The sequence below is a fragment of the Afipia dichlorophenoxyacetatis genome, from assembly GCF_055386385.1.
Genome location: NZ_AP029250.1, coordinates 1,144,419 through 1,167,369 on the forward strand (window position 1 = coordinate 1,144,419; position 22,951 = coordinate 1,167,369).

Below are 22,951 nucleotides of genomic sequence, written 5' to 3' on the forward strand. Positions count from 1 at the left end.
GGGCCATATAGGCTGTTCTAACTACAGGAGAAAGCTGCATTGCGCGAACTGATGCGGACCAATGATATCGTACTGGTGTCGGCCGTCGGCGCGCTGCTTGACGGTGCGAATATCCATCACCTCGTTCTGGACAATAACATGAGCGTTATCGAAGGATCGCTGGGCGTCCTGCCGCGGCGTATCCTTGTCCATGAGGATGACAATCTGGCCGCAAGGCGCCTGCTGACCGAGGCCGGGCTCGCCCACGAGTTGCGGGACAATGATTGAGTCGCCAGGTGACGTAACCGACGATCTGTTTCTGGGCGGACGGTTACGGCTTTGCCAGCCAAAGCGCGGTCATCGTGCCGGACATGATGCGATGCTGCTGGCCGCGGCGACGATGGTGCGCACCGGTGACCGCGTTGCCGATTTTGGTGCCGGTGTAGGTGCAGCTGGATTGGCCCTTGCCACGCGTGTGCACTGTATCGATTTGGTTCTCGTCGAAATCGATGAAACCCTTGCTGCACTGGCGCGGGCGAATGCCGGCGCAAATCAACTCAATGCGCAGGTCATCGTGCAGGACGTGACGTCAAAGGCTGCAGATTTGGCTGCTGAAGGTCTCGGTCCGGACAGTGTCGACGTCGTGTTGATGAACCCACCGTTCAACGACGCTGCGCGTCACCGGGCGTCACCGGATGCCGGGCGGCAGGTCGCTCATATGGCGACCCCGGAAACACTGCAGGAATGGGTGCACGCCGCACGCCGGGTCCTGAAGTCTGGAGGCGTGCTGACGCTGATCTGGCGGGCTGACGGGCTGGCTGATGTGATCACAGCGCTCAACCGCGGTTTTGGCAGTCTGGAAATCCAGTCGGTGCATCCCGCCGCCGAATTAGGCGCCATCCGGATCCTGGTGAAGGCGGTTAAGGGAGGACGCGCGCCGCTGGTTCTGCACCAAGGCCTTGTCTTGAGGGACGAGAAGGGGACCGCCGCTGAGGTTCAGGCCATTCTTGACGGCAAAGAGGTCCTACCGCTGGCAAAGCCACTCAGAGCTTAATAAATCGCGAGCCAAGTGGCCTTATTGATGGGCCGACTTCGACTCTGCTTCCGGCGCGGCCGTGAAGTGGATGGCCGTAAAAAGGGCGCCAATCAGCAGCATCAAGAGATAAATTTTCATCGGAGCACCTATTGGGCTGCGCGTTCGCAGCCAGATACTTCAAAGCAAGATATGTTCCAGTTTGGGGTCACCCCGTCGCGATGCCCTGATAACGCCGGGAAAACCTCTTCGACCGGCAGGTAGCGCGAATTCGGACGCAAAGACAGTAAACCTTTGCTGAATGAACCGTGACTTGTTGATGCCAGTTACCGGATAATAAACCGTAAATGTGAAGGACGTTTGATGTCTGATGAGAGTGGCCGCAACGGCGGATTTTGGGACCAGCTGAAAGGCATGCTGCCCGCACGTTTTCGTGGTGGAGCGGTGGTGCCGGTGGTCCGGTTGTCTGGCGTGATTGGCGCGGTGACCCCGCTGCGGTCCGGGATGACCCTTGCCAGCGTGGCCAAGCTTCTTGAGCGGGCGTTCGCCACCAAGGGTGCGAAGGCGGTCGCCCTCATCATTAATTCGCCGGGCGGCTCACCGGTGCAGTCGCGTCAGATCTATCAGCGCATTCGTGCGCTCGCCGCCGAGAAGAAGCTTCCGGTGCTGGTGTTCGTCGAGGATGTCGCGGCCTCGGGCGGCTACATGATCGCGTGTGCGGGTGACGAAATTTTCTGCGACCCGTCGTCCATCGTTGGATCGATCGGGGTTGTTGGCGGCAGTTTCGGGTTCCAGGAACTGATCAAGAAGGTTGGTATCGAGCGGCGGCTTTATACGTCGGGCGAGCACAAGGCGACGCTCGATCCGTTCTTGCCGGAGAATCCTGAAGACGTGGCACGATTGAAGGCGATCCAGCGCGAAATCCACGACACCTTTATCGATCTGGTGAAGCAGAGCCGCGGTGCGCGGTTGAGAGGCGAAGACGGCTATCTGTTTACCGGTGAATATTGGGCTGGCGAACGCGCAGTGAAGCTCGGTCTCACCGATGCCATCGGAGATATCCGCACTGTCTTGCGCGCGCGCTACGGCGACAAAGTGCGCACACCTGTTATCGCGCCGTCGGCCGGACTGTTGTCGGGCGCGCTGGGGCGCAAGCCCGGCGCCGGCTCGCTGATGGACCTACACAGTTTGCCCGAGGATGCGATTGCAGCAATCGAAGCTCGCGCGATCTGGGCTCGCTATGGGCTGTAGTGTGTGACCTACAAGCTGCAGGCTTTTGAAAATCTAATGGGAGATCAATCGTGCCGCCGCTGATCCTGATCGTTGCTGGAATTCTTGGCGGAGCGGCTTTGATGCGTCTTGCGGCGCGCGAGAGTCGTCGCATCAACCGCGAGCTTGACGAAACTCGCCAGGCGCATGTCGACAATCGTGACGATGCAAAGACTCTGCGTCGCGACCCCGACACCGGGACATACCGGCCGAGCTAGTGCGGTGGTTCAGAAGTTCGTTGCGCTTAGTTTTTTAGCGGTTGGGGCGGAGGTCTTCCGACACCATGGTGCCGAGCCCGATAATGATGACAATCGCCGCCAAGATTTCAGACATGAACATGGTACGCCCCGGTACTGCTATTTTTGGCCGGTTATCCGGCTTTTTTGTTCGTGAACTGGTTTAGCGGCGAGTTCCTAATAAAGGCCGCAGCGTTGTCGGGCTTTTGCCACGGCGGTTAAGGGGAAGTTTCGTCAGTCGGGGATGTTTGATCAAATTTGGGGTGATCTGGCGCTGCCGGTGCTCCGCGAACAAGAGAGGGTTGCTGGCGGTTTCCTTGCCTTGATTCCAGTCGCCTGCGCCGATACGGTCCGCGCGCAAATCAGGCTTCACCAATCCTTAAAGCGATCTCAGAAACCACCCCATGGACTCAACACCGCCGCATATGCGCCCCGAACGCTCGTTCCAGGGCCTGATCCTCACGCTGCAGCGCTATTGGGCAGACTACGGTTGCGTCATCCTACAGCCGTACGACATGGAAGTGGGGGCGGGTACGTTCCATCCGGCAACGACATTGCGCGCGTTGGGCCCCAAGCACTGGAACGCGGCCTATGTGCAGCCGTCGCGCCGGCCGAAAGACGGCCGTTACGGCGAAAATCCGAACCGGTTGCAGCACTATTATCAGTTCCAGGTGATCCTGAAGCCGTCGCCGCCGGATATCCAGGAGCTCTACCTGAAATCGCTCGCTGCCATCGGCGTCGATTCACACCTGCACGACATTCGCTTTGTCGAGGACGACTGGGAAAGCCCGACGCTGGGCGCCTGGGGGCTCGGCTGGGAATGCTGGTGCGATGGCATGGAAGTGTCCCAGTTCACCTATTTCCAGCAGGTCGCAGGCGTTGAATGCGCGCCGGTGGCCGGCGAACTCACCTACGGCCTTGAACGCCTCGCCATGTACGTGCAGGGCGTCGATCGCGTGTACGACCTCAACTTCAACGGCCGCGACGGCGACGAGAAGGTGACCTACGGCGACGTGTTCCTGCAGGCCGAGAAGGAATATTCGCGACACAATTTCGAGCATTCCGATACGGCGATGTTGTTCGAGCAGTTCAAGATGGCTGAGGGCGCGTGCAAGAAATATCTCGAAGCGGGTTGGGAAGGCGGCAAGAAAGAGCGCCACTTGATGGCGTTGCCTGCCTATGACCAGTGCATCAAGGCAAGCCACGTTTTCAATCTGCTCGATGCACGTGGTGTGATCTCGGTGACCGAACGTCAAAGCTATATCTTGCGTGTCCGCGAACTCGCCAAAGCATGCGGCGAGGCATGGGTTCATACCGAAGCAGGTGGAGCATAAGCGATGCCTGATCTTCTCCTTGAACTGTTCTCCGAAGAAATTCCCGCACGCATGCAGGCGAAGGCGGCAGACGACCTGCGCCGTATGGTCACCGACAAGCTGGTCGCCGAAGGGCTCGTTTATGAAGGCGCGAAGGCGTTCGTGACGCCGCGCCGTCTGGCGCTCACCGTTCACGGCATTCCCGTGCGTCAGCCTGATCTCAAGGAAGAGCGCAAAGGTCCAAAGGTCGGTGCGCCTGATGCAGCTGTCCAGGGCTTTCTCAAAGCGACCGGACTGAAATCGCTGGATGAAGCGCAGCTTCAGAGAGATCCGAAGAAGGGCGATTTCTACGTCGCACTGTTAGAAAAGCCGGGCCGTGCTGCGATCGACGTGATCGCGGAGATTCTCCCCGTCATCATTCGCACTTTCCCGTGGCCGAAGCAGATGCGCTGGGGCGAACGTTCGGCGAAGCCGGGCGCGTTGACCTGGGTGCGGCCGCTGCATTCGATCATCGCCACCTTCGGTCCCGAGACTGAAGAGCCGGACATTGTGAAATTCGACGTTGCGGGCATCGAAGCGGGGCAGGCGACCCGTGGCCATCGTTTCATGGCGCCTGCTGACTTCACCGTGCGCCGTTTCGACGATTATGTGTCGAAGCTGGAAGCGGCGAAGGTCGTTCTCGATCCGCAACGCCGCAAGGACATCATCCTCGCGGACGCCAAGCAGCTTGCCTTCGCGCAAGGTTATGAGCTGGTCGAGGATCAGGTGCTGCTCGACGAAGTGTCGGGACTGGTCGAGTGGCCGGTGGTGCTGATGGGATCGTTCGACGAGGATTTCCTCTCGATCCCGGGTGAAGTGATCCGTGCCACCATCCGCAACAACCAGAAATGCTTTGTGGTGCGCGATCCGAAGACCGGCAAGCTCGCCAACAAATTCATTCTGACCGCAAACATCGAGGCCACCGACGGCGGCAAGGCCATCATCGACGGCAACGAACGTGTGATCCGCGCGCGCCTGAGCGATGCGAAGTTCTTTTACGAAACCGATTTGAAGACGAAGCTGGAAGACCGGCTGCCGAAGTTCGAGCAGATCGTGTTCCACGAGAAGCTTGGTACGCAGGCGCAACGCATTGGGCGCATCGAGAAGCTTGCTGCCGAAATCGCGCCTCTGGTGGGCGCTGATGTCGAAAAGACCAAGCGCGCCGCGCGCCTCGCCAAGACCGACTTGCTGACTGAAGTCGTCGGTGAATTCCCCGAGGTTCAGGGCCTGATGGGTAAATACTACGCGCAGGCTGCGGGTGAGGATGCGAGTGTCGCGGCCGCTATCGAAGATCACTACAAGCCGCAAGGCCCGAACGATCGGGTACCGAGCGATCCGGTGGCGGTTGCTGTCGCACTGGCCGATAAGATCGACACGCTGGCGGGCTTTTGGCGGATTGATGAAAAGCCCACGGGATCGAAGGACCCGTTTGCACTCCGCCGTGCCGCGCTGGGCGTTATTCGTCTCCTGCTCGACAATTCGTTGAAGTTCAGCCTGGCGAAGGTTGCGTCATCGCAGCTCGGCGGCGAGAGCGACAAGGTTGCCGATCTTCTCTCCTTCTTCGCCGATCGTCTTAAGGTCCAGCTTCGCGACCAGGGCGCGCGGCATGACCTCGTCGATGCGGTATTCGCGCTCGAGGGGCAGGACGATCTATTGATGATCGTGCGGCGCGTGGATGCGTTGGGCAAATTCCTCGACACTGACGACGGCAAGAACCTGCTCGCCGGTACGAAGCGTGCGGCGAACATCCTGCGCATCGAGGAAAAGAAGGACGGCAAGTCGTTCGAGGGCGCACCGAACGTGTCGCTCTACAAGCTCGATGAAGAAAAGGCATTGGCGAGTGCCATCGATCAAGTGAAGGTTGACGCCAGTGCAGCCGTGGCCAAGGAAGACTTTGCCACCGCCATGACAGCCATGGCGAAGCTGCGTCCGGCGGTCGATGCGTTCTTCGACAAGGTGAAGGTCAACGACGACGACCCATCCGTGCGCGAAAATCGTCTCAGGCTTCTCAACGAGATCCGGGCCGCGACCCGCGCCGTGGCGGATTTCTCCAAGATTCAGGACTGATTTGACCATCTCCGCCCAGACCCGCCCCGCGTAAGGGGCAGGTCTGTCCGGATTCGGGACGGGAATTTACCGTTCATTAACCATGATCTGAAAGGTTCCACTCGCATAACGGTTTTTTAACCGAGGCTGTTTTTCGGCCCGCGCGAGGACCTTTAGATGACATCGATAGCTGCCTTTACCAACAACGCGTATGCCCAGTTCGGCTCGGCCTATGCGAGGGCCGCTGCGATTCAACCTTCGCTCGCCAACATCCTGAATGCGAATGAGACTGGACATTCGGTGGATCCGAATGCCGCGACAACTCTGACGCTGTCAGACGCCGCCCGCGCTCGCCTCGCGAGCGCGGCTGCAACCCCTGACTTTGCGACGATCGCGAGCAATGCACGCAAGTCGCTCGACGATCTTTATGCTGCGGCACAGGTTACCCGGCCGCTCACCAATGACGGCAAGCAGACGATCGATTTGTCGAAACTCGATCGCCGCTCGCTGTTTGCTATCTCGACCAATGCAGGCGGGAAGTTCACGGATGACGAGCAACGCGTCGCCTCCGATGAATTGAAAAGCCGCCTCGACGGCGCGCTTGCGCCAGCGGCCGCGACAGCGTCGCTGACGAATAATTATGCGGTGGTTTACAAGGCCGCCCTCAATTATCTCGACGGTGCCAGCACCGAGGAGAAAGCCACATCAACGTGGGCTGTGCAGCATGCGGCGGCTCAAAAGGGATATCAGGCGGCGCAGCAGAATCCGGATGCGGTACCGTCAGGCATTCCGGGTGATCCGGTCGCCGCTTACCTCGCGCAGAATCCCCACGGCACCCCCTCAAAGCCAAAGAAGGACTTTCCGACCGTCGCAAAGGACGTGCGCACGGTGCTCGACACCCAGGCGCAGGACGCTATTCAGAACGGCAGGGAGCTGGTGTACGAGCCAGGCCGCAAGACTGGGCAACTGGTCGATTTCTCGACGATGGACGGCCGCTCGCTGTCTGCGATTGCCCTGAACCAGAACAATCTCTTCTCCCTGCAGGAAGTGCAGGCGGCCAAGAAGGAATTGAACTCGCGCACGCGCAACAGCATTTCGTCCGCGATGAAACAAAGCCAGTCGAGCGGGGATCCTTCGCAATTCAGCCTTGGCGTTCTGCAAAGCTATTCGGCAATGAGCGACGAAGAGCGGCTCGCCGTTGAATGGACGCCTGCGTTCCGCGAAACGCTCGTCCACAATTACAAATCGACTCGCGGCATCATGGATATGATGCCGACATAACGGCAATAACGATAAAAGCCCGCCCGGGTCACCGGGCGGGCTTTTATCATCGGAGCTGTTATTCAATCACCTGCATGACGCGTCGGGTCCGCGGCTCCACCAGCAGCGGGCGATCGTTCACGACCGTGTATCGATAGGTCGTTGCGCCAAACTGCTGAGGCACGTCGTAATACGTTACGCCTGCTTCAGGTAGGACCGTGCCCACTCTCACGGGCGTGTTGACCGTGTAGGAAGGTACGCGTTCCTCAACGATATATTGCCTGAAACGCGGGCGCTCATCCTCATTGATGATACCGACGCCGGGACCGCTAAGCCCCGTCGTTACGCCTTCCTCGACGATAACGCGCTGCTGAGCCTGCGCGGCGAACGGCATTGCCGTGGCGCTGGCCAACAAGGCAATTGCGAGAATCGGATTACGCATGGTTGTCGTCTCCTAAGAAATTTTTGGGGTTCGGCAATCGTGCCAGCCTGACAATCCTTCCCGTGGAGCATCGTTCCTGCGCCATGCGTGGTTTCATTGCGGCATTTTCGGGATCAACAGGAACTTGTGTGCCCTTCAAACTAGTGTGGCGAGAGCCTGCTATCGTCATCGTGCGCGCGAGGATAAATTTCTCAGCGATTCGCTTTGTCATTCCTGATTGCCGGAGACTCTTGATGCATCTCTCAACTCATCTTCAGCCGATCGTTGCCCTGGTTGCCGGCCTCCTGATTCTCGTCATGCCGCGGCTGTTGAATTTTATCGTCGCGATCTATCTGATTTTGGTCGGAATCATCGGCCTGGGCCTCATCAAGTAACCCCCGCAAATGGGGCGGTTATTCGGAGACGGGACGCCAGCCCTAAAAGTCACCACATTGAAGTCCACAATGGCCCTCGCGCGGCTTGCGCGGGGGCTATTAACCGTGGTGTAACCCGCCTGCCGTTTCCCTCACGCAGCGTCTGGAAGCCATGGCCAAAGCCTCATCTAAGCCCAAAAAGCCCCTCGTTAAGTCTTCTGCCAAATCCAAGCCTTCTGCATCAAAGCCCTCTGCATCGCCTGCCGCCGCGAAATCAGCGCGGAAGGCTGTGAAGGCCGCGCCTGTCGCGGCCAAAAAGGCTGTCAAGGCGCCGGCCAAGTCGGCCGCCAAACCAGTTGCAAAGTCGGCTTCCAAATCCAAGCTGCCGGTCAAGGCCGCAGCCAAGAGCAGCCCAAAGGCGGCTCCGGCGCCGAAGGCAGGGAAGTGGGTCTACACGTTTGGTGACGGCCGGGCCGAAGGCAAGGCTGGCATGCGCGACCTGCTCGGCGGTAAGGGCGCGAACCTCGCCGAAATGGCCAATCTCGGCCTTCCTGTGCCTCCCGGTTTCACCATTCCGACCTCGGTCTGCACCTACTTCTACGCCAACGAGAAGACCTATCCGAAGGAATTGAAAGCGCAGGTTGAAAAGGCGCTGGACGCGGTCGGCAAGATCGCGGGGAAAACCTTCGGGGACGCAAAGAATCCGCTGCTGGTGTCGGTGCGATCCGGCGCGCGTGCGTCGATGCCGGGCATGATGGACACGGTCCTCAACCTCGGTCTGAACGACAAGACCGTCGAAGCATTGGCTTCGTTGTCCGGTGATCGCCGCTTTGCCTACGACAGCTATCGCCGCTTCATCACGATGTATTCGGATGTCGTGCTCGGGTTCGAGCATCATCACTTCGAAGACATCCTCGATACCTACAAGGATAGCAAAGGTTACTCGCTGGACACCGAGCTGACCGCTGAAGACTGGGTTGATCTTGTCGGCAAGTACAAGAACGCCGTGGCGGAAGAGACCGGCAGCGATTTCCCGCAGGATCCGCATGCTCAGCTGTGGGGTGCAATCGGCGCGGTCTTCTCGTCGTGGATGAACGCTCGCGCGGTGACCTATCGCCGCCTGCACGACATTCCTGAATCCTGGGGCACCGCGGTCAACATTCAGTCGATGGTGTTCGGCAACATGGGGGACACCTCGGCAACGGGTGTGGCCTTCACGCGCAATCCGTCCACCGGCGAAAAGCTGCTGTACGGCGAGTTCCTCATCAACGCGCAAGGCGAGGACGTCGTCGCCGGCATCCGCACGCCGCAGGACATCACCGAGCGCGCGCGCAAGGAATCAGGCTCCGACAAAGCGTCCATGGAAGTGGCGATGCCGGACGCCTTCAAGGAGCTGACGCGCATCTACACGCAGCTCGAAAAGCACTACCGTGACATGCAGGACCTGGAATTCACGGTGGAGCAGGGCAAGCTGTGGATGCTGCAGACCCGCAACGGCAAGCGCACTGCCAAGGCGGCGCTTCGCATCGCTGTCGAACTCGCCAATGAAGGATTGATCTCGAAAAAGGATGCGATCTCCCGCATCGATCCGGCTTCGCTCGATCAGTTGTTGCATCCCACCATCGATCCCAATGCCAAGCGCGATGTGATCGCGACCGGCTTGCCGGCATCGCCCGGTGCGGCGGCGGGTGAAATCGTGTTCTCGTCGGACGAAGCGGCCAAACTGCAGGCCGATGGCCGCAAGGTCATTCTGGTCCGCGTCGAGACGTCGCCGGAAGACATTCACGGCATGCACGCCGCTGAAGGCATCCTCACCACGCGCGGCGGCATGACCTCCCACGCGGCGGTCGTGGCGCGCGGCATGGGCAAGCCATGTGTCTCGGGCTGCGGCACGATCCGTGTCGATTACGGGCGCGGTCTTATGACGATTGGCGACCGTACATTCAAGGCGGGCGATGTCATCACGATCGATGGTGCGCTGGGTCAGGTACTGGCCGGCCGCATGCCGATGATCGAGCCTGAGTTGTCAGGTGATTTCAACACGCTGATGGGCTGGGCCGATCAGGTGCGCAAGCTGAAGGTGCGCACCAATGCCGACACGCCGGCCGATGCGCGCACTGCGCTCAAGTTCGGCACGGAAGGCATCGGGCTTTGCCGCACCGAGCACATGTTCTTCGAAGAGACGCGCATTCGCACCGTCCGCGAAATGATCCTGGCTGAAGATGAGCAGGCTCGTCGCGCGGCGCTTGCCAAGCTTTTGCCGATGCAGCGTGCGGACTTTGTCGATCTGTTCGAGATCATGCAGGGCCTGCCGGTTACGATCCGGTTGCTCGATCCGCCGCTGCACGAGTTCCTGCCACACTCGCAGAGCGAGATCGAGGAAGTTGCGCGTGTCATGCACGCCGATCCGCGCAGGATCGCGGACCGTGTACGTGAACTGGCCGAGTTCAATCCGATGCTCGGATTCCGCGGTTGCCGTCTGGCGATCGCCTATCCGGAAATCGCAGAGATGCAGGCACGCGCCATCTTCGAGGCGGCGGCAGAAGCTGCCAAGCGCACCGGCAAGCCGGTCGGTCTTGAGGTGATGGTGCCACTGATTGCGACCCGTGTTGAGTTCGATCTGATCAAGGCGCGTATCGATGCGACAGCACAGTCGGTGATGCGTGAGACCGGTGCGAAGCTCGACTACCAGACCGGCACGATGATCGAACTGCCACGCGCCTGTCTGCTGGCGGACGAGATCGCCAAGACGGCGGAGTTCTTCTCGTTCGGAACCAACGACCTCACGCAGACGACGTACGGCATCAGCCGCGACGATGCGGCGAGCTTCCTCGGCACCTACGTTGCGCGCGGCATTCTCGACATCGATCCGTTCATCTCGGTCGATCGCGATGGTGTCGGCGAACTGGTGAAGATCGGCGTGCAGCGTGGCCGCAAGACCCGCCCGGGTCTCAAGATGGGCATCTGCGGCGAGCACGGCGGCGATCCGTCATCGGTCGCCTTCTGTCACGAGGTTGGCCTCGACTACGTGTCGTGCTCGCCTTACCGCGTGCCGATCGCTCGCCTTGCTGCGGCGCAGGCCGCGCTCGGCAAGGCTGTCGCCAGCCAGGCGTAAGCCGAACTTTACTAGTTCAATGAACGACATCTTTCCTGCCCGGGCTTGTCCCGGGCAGATTTGTTTCATGCGTGCTGCTTGAGTTACGAACAATTGGTTTACTTTGTCAGTTGACGCGCCGTTTACGATCTTGCTCCACGCGATATTTACCAGCGCATTCAAAACGGCAGCGCGGATCAAAGCCTTCTCTTGCGTGTGGCGCAGGCGACGCAGTGATTAACTCCGCGGCAACTTTAATTCGATACGAACGCAATCGATCGAATTGTATCGGTCGTACATTCGATCTTCTGAGTATGTGTAAGCGTTAGTTGCGTGAGCGTATCGATGCCTGTGTTGCGTAACAGGTCGAAGGGTGCGCGGTTTGCGCCCTTCGGCTTTGTCCTCTGTCTGTTGACAGTGGCACCGACCCAAATCGGCTATCAGGATCTCGCAGCCTTGCTCGCCCGTCAGCCCGGTGTGGCGGAGCGGCTGCAACAGTACCTGTTTGCGTCATCGCGCCGGATGCTGCAGGTCGCATCTTTCAATCTGCCACGTCCGATCGGTACGCAGACACCCGAAACCGCGCTTTATCGCCTGGCCAGTCTCGACGGCGAGAGCGTCGATATCACCGGTTCGATCAGCCAACATCCGCTGGGACGCGCGCTTCGGCCGCCGCAGAAATCCGATTTCCCGAAGGTGGTCCGTTCGTCAAAAGGGGATCGTCTCCCACTTCGCGAGTCCGAGCCCGAAATTCCGCAAGTAACTTCGCCGCCGCAGGATCAGCCGAGCCCGAATGTGCGCGGCGCGAAGACCGCTGAAGTCATCGAGCCCGCACAGAGTGAGACGGCTCTTTCCGCGCACGAGCCCCTCGATGCGGAACTCGAAGCCGCGCTGCACGCGCCCCGTTTGCCGCAATATGAAGCTGCTTCTTCGCTGCAGAACTTGCCGCCCGATCATCCGCTCAATGCGGCGTCGGCGAACTCTTCTGAGGAGATCGCTGCAGCATCGCCGCCGTCGGATCGGGAAGGTTTCTCGTTCAAGACATCGAGCCTCTTCTTCGGAAATTCCTCCCTTGGCGCATCAGGTGAGTCGCTCGAACGCTGGCAGCCGGGCGAGGAGCCGATGATCGTCCTGCCGGGCGGCGCAGATCCCGAGATGAAAGTCACAGCCTCTTTGCCTGTCGACCCGTCCGTCGTCGCAGGTGGAGAGAGTGTCGCCAGTAAGGGGCAGGTCACCGCAGAACCGAAACGGCTGGAAACGCCTGCTGAGCGCCTGGGTCTCGATGCGAAGTCGCGTCCGAAAGCGGAGAAGTGCCTGACCGACGCGATCTATTTTGAGGCCCGCGGCGAAGCGGTGCGCGGCCAGATTGCGGTGGCTCAGGTCGTCGTCAACCGTGCGTTCTCCGGCTATTACCCGACCACGATCTGCGGCGTGGTTTATCAGAATGCGAACCGGCATCTTTCGTGCCAGTTCACGTTTGCATGTGACGGCATCCGCGACGTGGTCAAGGAACCAGACATGTGGGAGCGCGCGAAGAAGATCGCGAAGGAAACCCTCGACGGACGTCTGTGGCTGCCTGAGGTTGGCAAGTCCACGCACTACCATGCGTACTGGGTGCGTCCGTCCTGGGTCAGCGAGATGAAGAAGATGTACAAATTCGGCGTGCACACCTTCTATCGTCCACGCGCCTGGGGTGACGGCAGCGACGCGCCGACGTGGGGATCAGCCGCGCAAACAGCGGAAATCTCGAAAGAGTTGTCGGCGGAGAAACCTTAAACTACGCGTCGATATCCAGCGCGACATCGAAGTTCGGTGCGGAGTGTGTCAGTGCGCCGGCAGATGCATAGTCGACGCCGGTTCGGGCGATGTCCGCAATCGACGACAACGAGACGCCGCCGGAGACTTCAAGGACAACGCGCCCATCGGCGATCTTCACCGCCTCGCGCATTGCCACGAGGTCCATGTTGTCGAGCATCACCACGTCCGCGAGACCGGTCTCCAGCACCTCGCGCAACTGATCGAGCGTATCGACCTCGATCTCGATCTTCACCAGATGACCGGCGTGAGCGCGTGCGCGTTGCAGGACGGCTTTCACGCCACCAGCGACCGCGATGTGATTGTCTTTGATCAGGATCGCGTCATCAAGCCCGAAGCGGTGATTGAATCCGCCGCCGCAGCGCACCGCATATTTCTCTAGCGCGCGGAGGCCAGGGGTGGTCTTGCGGGTGCAGCAGATACGCAGCTTGGTGCCGCTGGTGTGGCGCACATAATCGGAAGTCAGCGTCGCAATCCCCGACAGCCGCCCGACGAAGTTCAGGGCCGTGCGCTCGCCGGCCAGCACGGCACGGGCCGGGCCGGAGATTGTCAGCACATGCACGCCCTTGGCGACGGCGCCGCCGTCATGCACATGCGCCTGAATATTGATGTCGGCTGAGAGCCGCTGAAATGTTGCGACCGCAAGCGGCAATCCCGCAATGACACCGGCTTGCCGGGCGACGAGGACAGCATGGGCATGGACGTCCGGAGGGATAGTCGCAATCGAGGTGACATCGCCCGCGCGCCCGAGGTCTTCTTCGAGAGCACGTTTGACCGCATCATCAATGGCAAGCGGAGAGAGAAATGCATCCGGATGCAACAGTTCGGCGGGATCGAGCACTTCGGTCACGTCAGGCTCCCATCGAGCGTTTCTTGAGGGATGGTTCGGTCAACTCTGCCGCGATCTGCCGCGCGTCATCAAGCGTGGTTATGGTTCGCTTCTTCTGTGCGGGATCTTCAGACGGGTAGTCCGAGCGATAATGCGCGCCACGGCTCTCGCGCCGCGCCCAGGCCGAGGCGGCAACAATCAGCGCTGTGGTCGCCATATTCCGTAGCGTGGTGTTGGCCGTGCTCTGCTCGAGCAAGGCAAAGGTCCGAATCGCGTCCGCAAGATGGTCACCATCGCGGATCACGCCGACATGGGACGACATCATTATGCGCAGGTCGGCTTCGGCCGTCGCAGGCATGGCCGTATTTTCAGGCACGGTGAGCCTGGCCAAGCGTGGCGCGCTGAACGTCTGGCCGTCGATGTCTTCCGCGATGCGCGCGGCATAGACGACCGCTTCGAGCAGTGAGTTGGAAGCAAGGCGGTTGGCGCCGTGCGCGCCGGTGCTGGACACTTCACCACCGGCCCAGAGGCCCTTGATCGATGTTCTGCCGCGCTTGTCTACGGCGATGCCGCCCATGTGGTAGTGCGCTGCCGGAGCAACCGGGATGGGTTGCTTGGCTGGATCGATACCTGCTGCGAGACAGCTCGCATAGACGGTCGGGAATTTCTGGGCAAAACGTTCTCCCAGCGCCTGTGTGGCGTCGAGAAATGCGCCGCGTCCGGCGGCGATCTCCGCGAACACACCACGCGCCACGATGTCGCGCGGTGCGAGCTCGGCAAGCGGGTTCAGCGCCAGCATGAAGCGCTCGCCCTTGCTGTTGATCAGCGTTGCGCCCTCGCCGCGCAGCGCTTCTGTGGCGAGTGGGGCAGGGTCCCTGCCGACCATGATGGCGGTGGGGTGAAACTGCACGAATTCCGGATCGGCGATGGTCGCGCCCACGCGCGCGGCGATGGCGAGGCCCAGACCGCTGGCCTCGGCCGGATTGGTTGTGACTGCGTAAAGGTGTCCGATGCCACCAGTTGCGAGGACGACGGTCGAGGAGGCGATCGCAACAGGTGTTGCCGTGACGTCTCCGGTCTTGCGCACCTGCAAGCCGGTGACCTCGTTGTTGTCCGTCAACAGGTCTTCGGCGACGTAGCCTTCGATGACGCGGATCGACGGCGTCTTGCGCACGGCTTCGATCAGCGCCGCGATGATGGCCTTGCCGGCCATGTCGCCCTGGACGTGAACGATGCGCCGTGCGGAGTGGGCCGCTTCACGGCCGACGGCAAGCTTTCCTTCCAGATCACGGTCGAATGGTACGCCGTAGGCGAGAAGATCATGGATGCGTGCACCGGCCTCGCGTGCAAGCCCAAGCGCGATCTCTTCATCGACAATGCCGCCGCCCACTGCGACGGTGTCGGCCGCATGAGCTTCCGCGCTGTCGCCTTCGGCAACCGCAGCCGCAATGCCACCCTGGGCCCAGGCGCTGGAGGCGCCTTCGCCAAGCGGGGCTGCCGAGATCACGGTGACAGGGCGGGGACTTAGTTTCAGCGCGCAGAACAGGCCGGCGAGGCCGCCACCGACGATGATGACGTCATTTGCTGCGGATGAGGATGCATTATTGAATGTTGTCATGGCGAGCGCCTTCGAAAGGGCTAACAACTGACCGTCTGTTGACTGCAGTGGCAGGAATGTCCGGCCACCTATGTCGATGGCGATCAGGCCTTTGTTGTCATCGCGTGATCAGTTTTTCAGGTTGATCATCCGCTCGACCGAGCGGCGCGCCTTGTCGATGATCATCGGGTCGATGGTCACCTCCTCGCGCATGTAGACTAGGCTGTCGAGAATCTTCGGCAGCGTGATGCGCTTCATGTGCGGGCACAGATTGCACGGACGCACGAAATCGACGTTCGGCAGCTCGGCCTGCACGTTATCGGCCATCGAGCATTCGGTGACCATCACAATGCGCTTGGGCTGATGCTTGCGCACCCAGTCGATCATATGCGCGGTCGAGCCGGTGAAGTCTGCTTCCGCGATGACGTCCGGCGGACATTCCGGGTGCGCAATGATCTGAACGCTCGGGTCCGCTTCGCGATAGGTGCGTAGTTCGTCGCCGGTGAAGCGCTCGTGCACCTCGCAGGCGCCCTTCCAGGCAATGATCTTCACGTCGGTCTTCGAGGCGACGTACTTCGCCAGATACTGGTCAGGCAGAAAGATCACGGTGTCGCTGTTGAGGCTCTCTACCACCTCCACGGCGTTGGACGACGTGCAGCAGATATCGACCTCCGCCTTCACATCGGCGGATGTGTTGACATAGGCAACGACCGGCACGCCCGGGAAACGCTCACGCAGCAGGCGGACGTCCGCCCCGGTGATCGAGGAAGCGAGCGAACAGCCGGCGCGGGAGTCCGGGATGAGGATCGTCTTGTCCGGGTTCAGGATCTTCGAGGTCTCGGCCATGAAGTGCACACCGCACTGGACGATGACCTTCTCCTTCACTTTGGTGGCTTCACGCGCAAGCTGCAGCGAGTCGCCGCCGATATCGGACACGCAGTGGAAGATTTCCGGCGTCTGGTAGTTGTGCGCCAGGATCACCGCGTTGCGTTGTTTCTTGAGGTCGTTGATCGCCTTCACGTAAGGCGCCATGAACGGCCATTCGATTTCAGGAACGACGTTCTTCACCCGCTCGTAGAGGTGGGCGGTTTCGCGTTCGACTTCAGGTGTCCATTCCAGCGACGGCATGGGCAGGGCGCGGGCGCGCTCCGCATCCGTAATGGGCGCGCGAGCCTGTCCGCCAGTCGGCAGGTGGGCCGGATTGCCAAAATCGTTGGGGCCATAAATTCCAGAGATAGGCATCGCAGCCTCCCAGTCCCGTTCTTATATGCTCAATCTGAGCATATCGTGGTATTGAGAAATCCGGCCTTTTAGGCCGGTTCCAAACTCAGCAGATACTCAGAAACGACGCCGCGAGGGCGTCATCGTTCCTGGCTCGATCATTACAGATTACTTATCCTCATAACGAGCAAAACAAATATAACAGGTCTTTGACGCTTTCGCCAGATGGCATGCCAAATAATTCCGCATCGCTGAATTGCATTGAGGCTTCGTAAGGTCGCGGGTTGGAATTGGTGTGCGGTGCCTCTAAGACGTTCCTCACAAGCAGACACAAGCACGGGAGCGCGTCGTGGGAACGTTCAAGGCAATCAGAATCGACAAGGCTGAAAAGGGCACCACAGCAGCGCTGACACAGTTTGACGAAGCAGAGCTGATGGAAGGCGACGTGACCGTCGCCGTTGAATGGTCGACCGTCAACTACAAGGATGGCCTCGCACTGACCGGGAAGTCTCCGGTGGTCCGTCGCTTTCCGATGATCGCAGGCGTGGACTTCGCGGGCACCGTTCTTCAGTCCTCGCATCCGGACTGGAAGGCAGGCGACAAGGTCGTCTCCACCGGATGGGGCTTGGGCGAAACGCATCTCGGCGCCTATGCCGAGAAAGCCCGGGTGAAGGGCGACTGGCTTGTGCGCCTGCCGGATGGCATGACGACGCAGCAGGCCATGGCGGTCGGTACGGCAGGATTCACCGCGATGCTGTCCGTGCTCGCTTTGGAAAAGCATGGCCTCACCCCGAAGGACGGACCGATAGTCGTGACAGGGGCCGCCGGCGGCGTGGGCTCGGTCGCGGTGGCGCTGCTGGCCAAGCTTGGCTTCCATGTCATCGCCTCCACCGGCCGTGTGGCCGAGGGCGGCTACCTGAAGGACCTCGGCGCGGCCGAGATTATCGATCGAAATGAGTTGTCAGCACCGGGCAAGCCGTTGGCGAAAGAGCGCTGGGCGGGCGGTATCGACAGCGTCGGCTCGACAACGCTGGCCAACCTGCTCTCGATGACCAAGTATCGCGGCGCCATCGCTGCCTGCGGTCTTGCCGGCGGCATGGACCTGCCGTCGTCGGTCGCTCCCTTCATTTTGCGTGGGGTGTGCCTTTTGGGCATCGATTCCGTGATGTGCCCGATTGGCCCTCGTAAGGAGGCTTGGGCGCGTCTTGCAAAGGATCTCGATCACGCTAAACTTGCTGAAATTACTCAAGAAATTTCTCTTGAGGATGTCTTCGACATCGGCCCGAAAATTCTCGCCGGCCAGGTGCGGGGTCGACTGGTGGTGAAAATTTCCTGAGGACGTTCAGATTTTGCAAACCATACTGCGCCAATGTTGCCATGGTTAGTATGGTAATCAGCGGGTTAAGGGGTAAACCGGCCAGAGGATTGATCCTGGACGGTTTGCCATCCGCAAGTTTAGTCAGTGGAGTAGCCGTATGCTCACGCGTTTTGTTCTGGGAGCCCTTCTTGCTGGGGCGGTGACGGTTCCTGCTTTCGCCGAGACCATGAATGCCGACGAAGCGCGCAAATTCGTCGCCGGCAAGACGTTTGCTTTCAATTGTTTCGACGGCACCAAGGGCATGGGTAAAATTCTTGGTGACGGTTCAGCCCAAGGTGCGGTTCAGTTCAGCGGCAACGGCGCATTGCGTCACATGCGTCTGCCGACCAACACCCTTCAAGTGCGCGGCCAACAGATCTGCGCATCCATCAAGGGCATGCCGTTCGACCCCTGCTTCAATCTCGATAAGACTGACACCGTGAGCTTCCGCGGCTCCGTGTCCGGATTGGGTTTCGCTTATTGCGACTTCCGCCGTCAGGGCAACGGCCGCGTGATCCTCGCACAATCGATCGCTCGCCCGCGCTCGCTGCGTGCGCCGACACGTTCGGCAGAAGCATCCCGTTCAGAGCCAGCGAATACATCATCGGTTCGCAGCGAGCCTGCGCTCGAGCTGCGCCGCTCATCTGCCGAGTAATCCCGGCAGACACTCTCTGCATCAGGCCGTGTCCGAACTTGTTCGGCACGGCCTTTTTTCTGAAGCTTGCCTGAAGAAACGACTCACGAACCGGCGGCGGGCGTCGCCGGAGAAGTCGTTCGCGTCTGCCTAAACAGGAGACGCTGATACAGCCAGCCGATTGCAACAAGTACCAGACCCAGTCCGATGAAGGAGAACGCGCGGTAGGCGCCGGTCAGGTTCGACATGTCAATCAGGAAGACCTTCAAGATGGTGAGTGCGATAATCACGGCCGAGGCAAGCCTTGCCCGTTGCGACGGCAACAGCAGTCCTGCACCAAGCAGGACCACTCCGAGGGCAAGCCAGGCCACAGAGTAAGTGTATTGCTCCACATCGAACGTGGCGCCGCTGCTCATCAGCGGGCCATGATAGAAGCGGCGGATCTGCAACGTCACATATGCCAAAGCGAGAGCGAGGGCACCCGCCGCGAGGGTATGGGCATAAGCCGCCGGCCGTCGTCCGACCACAGCATAAGACAGCAGAAGTGCAAGGATCGCAGGCATGGCGTAGCCGAGAAGCAGCACATTGATGAATGCCCCCTCCACACGGATCGGCCAGATCATTGGATTTTCCAGCGCAAACAGTCCGCCGACAATCGCGACACCTGCGAGCACGGTGAGCAGTACCGCCGAAATATTATGAATGATGCTGCGGGATCGGACACGCAGCCGCTCCAGACCGAGCGCCATGGCCAGTGCCACACACACCTGCAGTGCGACTTCAGTCAGCCCGGATGAGGCACGATAGATGTCACCATTGTTGATGAAGTGACGGATCTCCACGAAAGCCAGCAGCACGGTGAACAGGATCGCGGCGGATTCCACCGCGCGGACCGGTGCATCGTCAGCACGGCGGCGCATGAAGATGCTCGCCGTCCAGAACGATAGAGCCGGGATTCCGTAGCCGAGCAGGAGCCAGTTGAAGATCGGCGTGGTGCCGACATCGTTGCCGACGATCCGCGGCTCGTATCCGATGCGCAGCACAACGATGCCGGCGAGAATGGCCGCGAGCGAGCGCAGGAAGGGGATCGGACGCTTCATCGAGATCCAGGCTGTGCCGAGCGACATCAGCGCCAGCGCAATCGTCAGCCAACCCTTCTCAAGCGCGAAAGTGAAGGCCAGTGCCAATGCGGCAAGCGTGCCGGTTGCGAACAGCGCGGTCGAGATCATCTGACCGGGGCGCGCTTCGCGTTTGGCCAGCAGTTCGGTTGCCGCCGCAAACGCCGCAGCCAGCGCAATAGCGATGATCGCGAATGGAATGGAGCGGTCGAGATGGGCAATGCGGGCGTAAAGGGCAACCAGCAAGGCGAGGGGCGTGAACACACCTGCAGCAGACCAGACGACCGGAACGATCGCGCTGATGGAACGGCCCTGAGCGAGAAACCCAGCCACTCCGAAAGCCGCGGCGAAACCTGTCGCTGTGACGAGATGGAGACTGATCGACCCGTCATCAGCACTTGAGCCAATCCCCGGCATCGCACCGCCGGGAACGATGGCGAGGTCCGGATTGGCACGGATCGCCCATTCCGCAAACACAACGAAGACAAAGAGTGCCGCGGCTCCAATCGAGCTGGTGGCGGCTTCAGCACGCCAGGCAACCGCAATGGTCGCAGCGACCAACAGTGCAAACACGATCATGGCCGCGCTGGCATGATCGGTGGTCAGCACCAGCGCCATTGCACCGAAGAGAAACGCAATCAGCGAGACGGAGGAGATTCGTTCGATCTGTCCAGGTTCGCTGGCGGGGCCGAACGTGAATCCGCTTACGACGAGCAGCGCGGCGAGTGCAAAGCTCACGATGATATCAAACGCGTGCGGCGCGAGCGTGTCCGGCTCCGAGATGTCGAACAACATCCAGGCGATGCCGAATGCAATGGTGGTCAGAGCGAGCCATCGCCACAAGCGAATGCGGGCGAGGCCGAAGGCAGCCGCAGTGACAATCGCGATATAGATGTACAACGCCCAGTAATCCGGAGTGTCCGATGACACCAGAATCGGCGTGATGAATGCGCCGACCACGCCGAGGCCTGCCAGCGCTGGTCCATGCAACAATGCGGCAGCGAGCGTACCCAGCGCGACAAGTCCGAGAAGTCCGAACGCGACGGGCGGTGCGAGGAATCCGTACAGCGCGTAAGCGGCATATACCGTCGCGAATGCGACGGCGGTGCCCGCTGCGGTGAGAATGGCGGGAATGTTAGCGGTGGTCGATGGTGCTGTTGACGACGAGCTTTCCTTGCGGCGAGTCCATTCACCGCCGCCCAGCAACCCCAACGCGAACAGGCCGCCAAGCAAGACGCGCACGCCCGGGCCAAGCAGACCAGCTTCAATGGAGTATTTGACGAGGAATAGGCCGCCCATTGCGAGCGTCAAGCCACCGATCCAGACAACCCAACGCGTGCCGAGCCGCTCTTCCAGTCCCGGGCGTGTCGTTGCGGTCTGCTCAGGCAAAGCATCAGATGACGGAGCGTCGGGTTGGACTGTGTCTGCGGGCGGTTCGACAGAGTCGGTCGGAGTGGTCGTGAAGGGTGGCGGCGATGCCGGCGCTGGTGCTTCTGCTGGTTCCGGAGAAATCGATGGCGCGGCGGGCGTGTCCACCATCGCTGGAGCGGACTCGCGCAGAACGCTGGCCGTGATTGACGCTTCCAGCTGGCGCAGCCGTGCCGTCAGTTCGAGAACTCTGTTGTTGGCCTTGCGTGCGAGAAAAACAGCGAAAAGTGCAATGAGAAAAGCAATAAATTCCATCAATCCCCCTCGCGTTATCAGAGCCGGCTCGTATCGCGGCCGGCAATTTGATCACGCCAAATTTCTAAGCGGCTTCGAGGCCGCTTTACCTAAATATCTATCGGCGTCCCCGCACGCGCAAACCAGGCGCGGGGCGTTCCTGCAAAACTTCACGTCGAAAGCGAAATAACGCGGCAGGGCGCCCGCCCGTTTGGGTGGACATTTCGCCGGTTGGCTCGACCAGTGCACCGGCTTCCACCAGCCGGCGGAAATTCTGCTTGTGCAAATGACGGCCAGAGATTGCTTCCACAGTGCGCTGCAGATCTGTGAGTGTGAATTCGGAGGGCAAAAGTTCAAAGACCACCGGGCGATATTTCAGCTTGGCGCGCAGCCGCGCAATGGCGGTCGCCAAAATCCGTCGATGATCAAACCGCATCGGGATACCGAGCGGGGGCAATGAGTTGCGAGCCAGTGCTGCAGGGCGGCCATCGCGGCGGGATTCCTCGATCAATCCCGCTTCGTAAAGTAGCTCATAGCGATCAAGAACTCGTTCTTCGTCCCAGTGTGCGCCATCGGTGCCGAAATAAAGCCTGACACGGTCCCCGCGCGCGAGCGCACGCTCGGCGTTTGACGCTTCGGATTGCGCCGCCCAGTCTTGCAGTGCGGGAAGGATTTCCTTTTCGATCAATGCGGGACGATCTTCGCGCCAGTCTTCCCAAGGGAAGTACCGATACCAAGGCTCAAACGTGGCTCCCGCAACCTGCGGCTTCGATGTGTTGTCCGCAGCGCGCGTCAGCGCGAGATATCCAACGGAAGCAACATGCGCGTCTTTATCGCCGCGCTGCGCGTGACGTCCACGATCGCCGAATGTGTAAAGCTGTTCGGCATAACCGAGATGCAGGCCCGTCTGCTCCTGCACCCATGCGCGCAGACCGATCTCGAAAGTGCGGTGGGTCACGGCATCGAAAGGACCAAACGGCAGGCCCGTGAGTTTCTCGCTATCACCGCCAGGCGCAGTCAGAATCAGCGGCTCGTTGCCATCGAATGATACGATGGCGGCCGTCAGTCCGATCTCGATGGGGATAAGGACTTTATCGATCATGGCGCCTCGGTCATCCGCATGCGACCGCGCGCTTATTCAATATCGACGCGGAATGGCTGGCCTTCGATGCTCATGTTGCCGGGCCCCATCGCGTCTAGTGCACGGATCATGCGGCCATCCCGGCCAAGCACGCGATCGGCAAGCGTCACAATCAGCCTATTGGGAAATGCACTCGGTGATGCCGTGCGGATCTGCCGGGCGATGGTGGTTTCATCACGATGTGGATTGAGCGCACACGCGGCCATGAATGCACTCGCGGTCGAGCGGCTGATTCCGGCATAGCAGTGGATCACCATCGGTGCGGCGCGATCCCACCCACGGATGAAAGTCAGAGCCCGCTCAATATGAGCCTCAGATGGCGCGACGAAGCCTTCGGCAGGCTCGGTGATGTCGTCCATCGAGATCAGTAAGTGATTGGCTTCCAGTACGGAAACCGGACGCACCACCTTACTGACATTGCCCATGACGGTGAGGATATGGCGCGCTCCGGTGGCTTCGACAGTTGCGGGCAGCGCAGCAAGCGAACAGACGTGGATCATGGCAGTCCTTCTC

General features: G+C 60.5%; 19 protein-coding genes. 12 read left to right on the top strand and 7 right to left on the bottom strand.

The window, feature by feature from the left end; translation table 11 throughout:
• Nucleotides 1-39 precede the first annotated feature (39 nt).
• The 7 genes from ACZ5C3_RS05340 (at nucleotide 40) to ACZ5C3_RS05370 (ending at nucleotide 7,196) form a co-directional block, all read left to right on the top strand.
• Nucleotides 40-267 (top strand): putative signal transducing protein, encoded by a 228-nt coding sequence (locus tag ACZ5C3_RS05340; RefSeq protein ID WP_464035831.1) that lies wholly within the window; start codon nucleotides 40-42, stop codon nucleotides 265-267.
• Nucleotides 260-1,033 carry a tRNA1(Val) (adenine(37)-N6)-methyltransferase gene (locus ACZ5C3_RS05345; protein WP_464035833.1) on the top strand — a complete coding sequence of 258 codons (774 nt, stop codon included), beginning with the start codon at nucleotides 260-262 and terminating at the stop codon, nucleotides 1,031-1,033. Before ACZ5C3_RS05340 ends, ACZ5C3_RS05345 begins: the two co-directional genes overlap by 8 nt.
• A gap of 342 nt (nucleotides 1,034-1,375) precedes the next feature.
• Entirely contained in the window at nucleotides 1,376-2,263 is an 888-nt protein-coding gene (locus ACZ5C3_RS05350) for a S49 family peptidase (protein ID WP_464035835.1), read from the top strand.
• A 50-nt stretch (nucleotides 2,264-2,313) separates the two neighbouring features.
• Nucleotides 2,314-2,499 (top strand): hypothetical protein, encoded by a 186-nt coding sequence (locus ACZ5C3_RS05355; RefSeq protein WP_464035837.1) that lies wholly within the window; start codon nucleotides 2,314-2,316, stop codon nucleotides 2,497-2,499.
• A 422-nt stretch (nucleotides 2,500-2,921) separates the two neighbouring features.
• A complete protein-coding gene (locus tag ACZ5C3_RS05360) occupies nucleotides 2,922-3,851 on the top strand; it encodes a glycine--tRNA ligase subunit alpha (protein WP_464035839.1) in 930 nt (309 codons plus the stop codon).
• A gap of 3 nt (nucleotides 3,852-3,854) precedes the next feature.
• Entirely contained in the window at nucleotides 3,855-5,936 is a 2,082-nt protein-coding gene (glyS, locus tag ACZ5C3_RS05365; RefSeq protein ID WP_464035841.1) for a glycine--tRNA ligase subunit beta, read from the top strand.
• Between the two features lie 156 nt (nucleotides 5,937-6,092).
• Nucleotides 6,093-7,196, top strand: a complete 1,104-nt coding sequence (locus ACZ5C3_RS05370; RefSeq protein WP_464044581.1) for a hypothetical protein — start codon at nucleotides 6,093-6,095, stop codon at nucleotides 7,194-7,196.
• Nucleotides 7,197-7,254: 58 nt separating this feature from the next.
• On the opposite strand, the gene ACZ5C3_RS05375 is transcribed toward ACZ5C3_RS05370, so the two are convergent.
• Nucleotides 7,255-7,617 (bottom strand): DUF1236 domain-containing protein, encoded by a 363-nt coding sequence (locus ACZ5C3_RS05375; RefSeq protein WP_464035845.1) that lies wholly within the window; start codon nucleotides 7,615-7,617, stop codon nucleotides 7,255-7,257.
• Between the two features lie 233 nt (nucleotides 7,618-7,850).
• On the opposite strand from ACZ5C3_RS05375, the gene ACZ5C3_RS05380 reads away from it, so the two are divergent.
• The 3 genes from ACZ5C3_RS05380 (at nucleotide 7,851) to ACZ5C3_RS05390 (ending at nucleotide 12,840) form a co-directional block, all read left to right on the top strand.
• A complete protein-coding gene (locus ACZ5C3_RS05380) occupies nucleotides 7,851-7,991 on the top strand; it encodes a DUF3096 domain-containing protein (RefSeq protein WP_464035847.1) in 141 nt (46 codons plus the stop codon).
• A gap of 151 nt (nucleotides 7,992-8,142) precedes the next feature.
• Nucleotides 8,143-11,085, top strand: a complete 2,943-nt coding sequence (gene ppdK / locus ACZ5C3_RS05385) for a pyruvate, phosphate dikinase (RefSeq protein WP_464035848.1) — start codon at nucleotides 8,143-8,145, stop codon at nucleotides 11,083-11,085.
• A 324-nt stretch (nucleotides 11,086-11,409) separates the two neighbouring features.
• Nucleotides 11,410-12,840 (top strand): cell wall hydrolase, encoded by a 1,431-nt coding sequence (locus ACZ5C3_RS05390; protein WP_464044582.1) that lies wholly within the window; start codon nucleotides 11,410-11,412, stop codon nucleotides 12,838-12,840.
• Nucleotide 12,841: 1 nt separating this feature from the next.
• Here ACZ5C3_RS05390 and nadC read toward each other — a convergent pair whose 3' ends face one another.
• From nadC to nadA, 3 genes are all read right to left on the bottom strand, one after another.
• Nucleotides 12,842-13,729, bottom strand: a complete 888-nt coding sequence (gene nadC, locus ACZ5C3_RS05395) for a carboxylating nicotinate-nucleotide diphosphorylase (protein WP_464035850.1) — start codon at nucleotides 13,727-13,729, stop codon at nucleotides 12,842-12,844.
• Between the two features lies 1 nt (nucleotide 13,730).
• Nucleotides 13,731-15,326, bottom strand: a complete 1,596-nt coding sequence (locus tag ACZ5C3_RS05400; protein WP_464044583.1) for an L-aspartate oxidase — start codon at nucleotides 15,324-15,326, stop codon at nucleotides 13,731-13,733.
• Nucleotides 15,327-15,434: 108 nt separating this feature from the next.
• The gene (nadA, locus tag ACZ5C3_RS05405) at nucleotides 15,435-16,547 is read right to left on the bottom strand and encodes a quinolinate synthase NadA (RefSeq protein ID WP_464044584.1); all 1,113 of its coding nucleotides are present in this window, start codon (nucleotides 16,545-16,547) and stop codon (nucleotides 15,435-15,437) included.
• Between the two features lie 328 nt (nucleotides 16,548-16,875).
• On the opposite strand from nadA, the gene acuI reads away from it, so the two are divergent.
• Both acuI and ACZ5C3_RS05415 read left to right on the top strand, forming a co-directional pair.
• Nucleotides 16,876-17,862: an acrylyl-CoA reductase (NADPH) gene (gene acuI, locus ACZ5C3_RS05410; RefSeq protein WP_464035852.1), complete on the top strand. Its 987-nt coding sequence runs from the start codon at nucleotides 16,876-16,878 to the stop codon at nucleotides 17,860-17,862.
• Nucleotides 17,863-18,001: 139 nt separating this feature from the next.
• Nucleotides 18,002-18,538 carry a hypothetical protein gene (locus ACZ5C3_RS05415; RefSeq protein ID WP_464035854.1) on the top strand — a complete coding sequence of 179 codons (537 nt, stop codon included), beginning with the start codon at nucleotides 18,002-18,004 and terminating at the stop codon, nucleotides 18,536-18,538.
• An 83-nt stretch (nucleotides 18,539-18,621) separates the two neighbouring features.
• On the opposite strand, the gene ACZ5C3_RS05420 is transcribed toward ACZ5C3_RS05415, so the two are convergent.
• The 3 genes from ACZ5C3_RS05420 to ACZ5C3_RS05430 form a co-directional block, all read right to left on the bottom strand.
• Nucleotides 18,622-21,318: a DUF2339 domain-containing protein gene (locus ACZ5C3_RS05420; RefSeq protein ID WP_464044585.1), complete on the bottom strand. Its 2,697-nt coding sequence runs from the start codon at nucleotides 21,316-21,318 to the stop codon at nucleotides 18,622-18,624.
• Nucleotides 21,319-21,415: 97 nt separating this feature from the next.
• Nucleotides 21,416-22,399, bottom strand: a complete 984-nt coding sequence (locus ACZ5C3_RS05425) for an NUDIX hydrolase (protein ID WP_464044586.1) — start codon at nucleotides 22,397-22,399, stop codon at nucleotides 21,416-21,418.
• 32 nt (nucleotides 22,400-22,431) lie between these two features.
• Complete coding sequence (locus tag ACZ5C3_RS05430) at nucleotides 22,432-22,938, bottom strand: tyrosine phosphatase family protein (protein ID WP_464035856.1); 507 nt, start codon at nucleotides 22,936-22,938, stop codon at nucleotides 22,432-22,434.
• Between the last annotated feature and the right edge of the window lie 13 nt (nucleotides 22,939-22,951).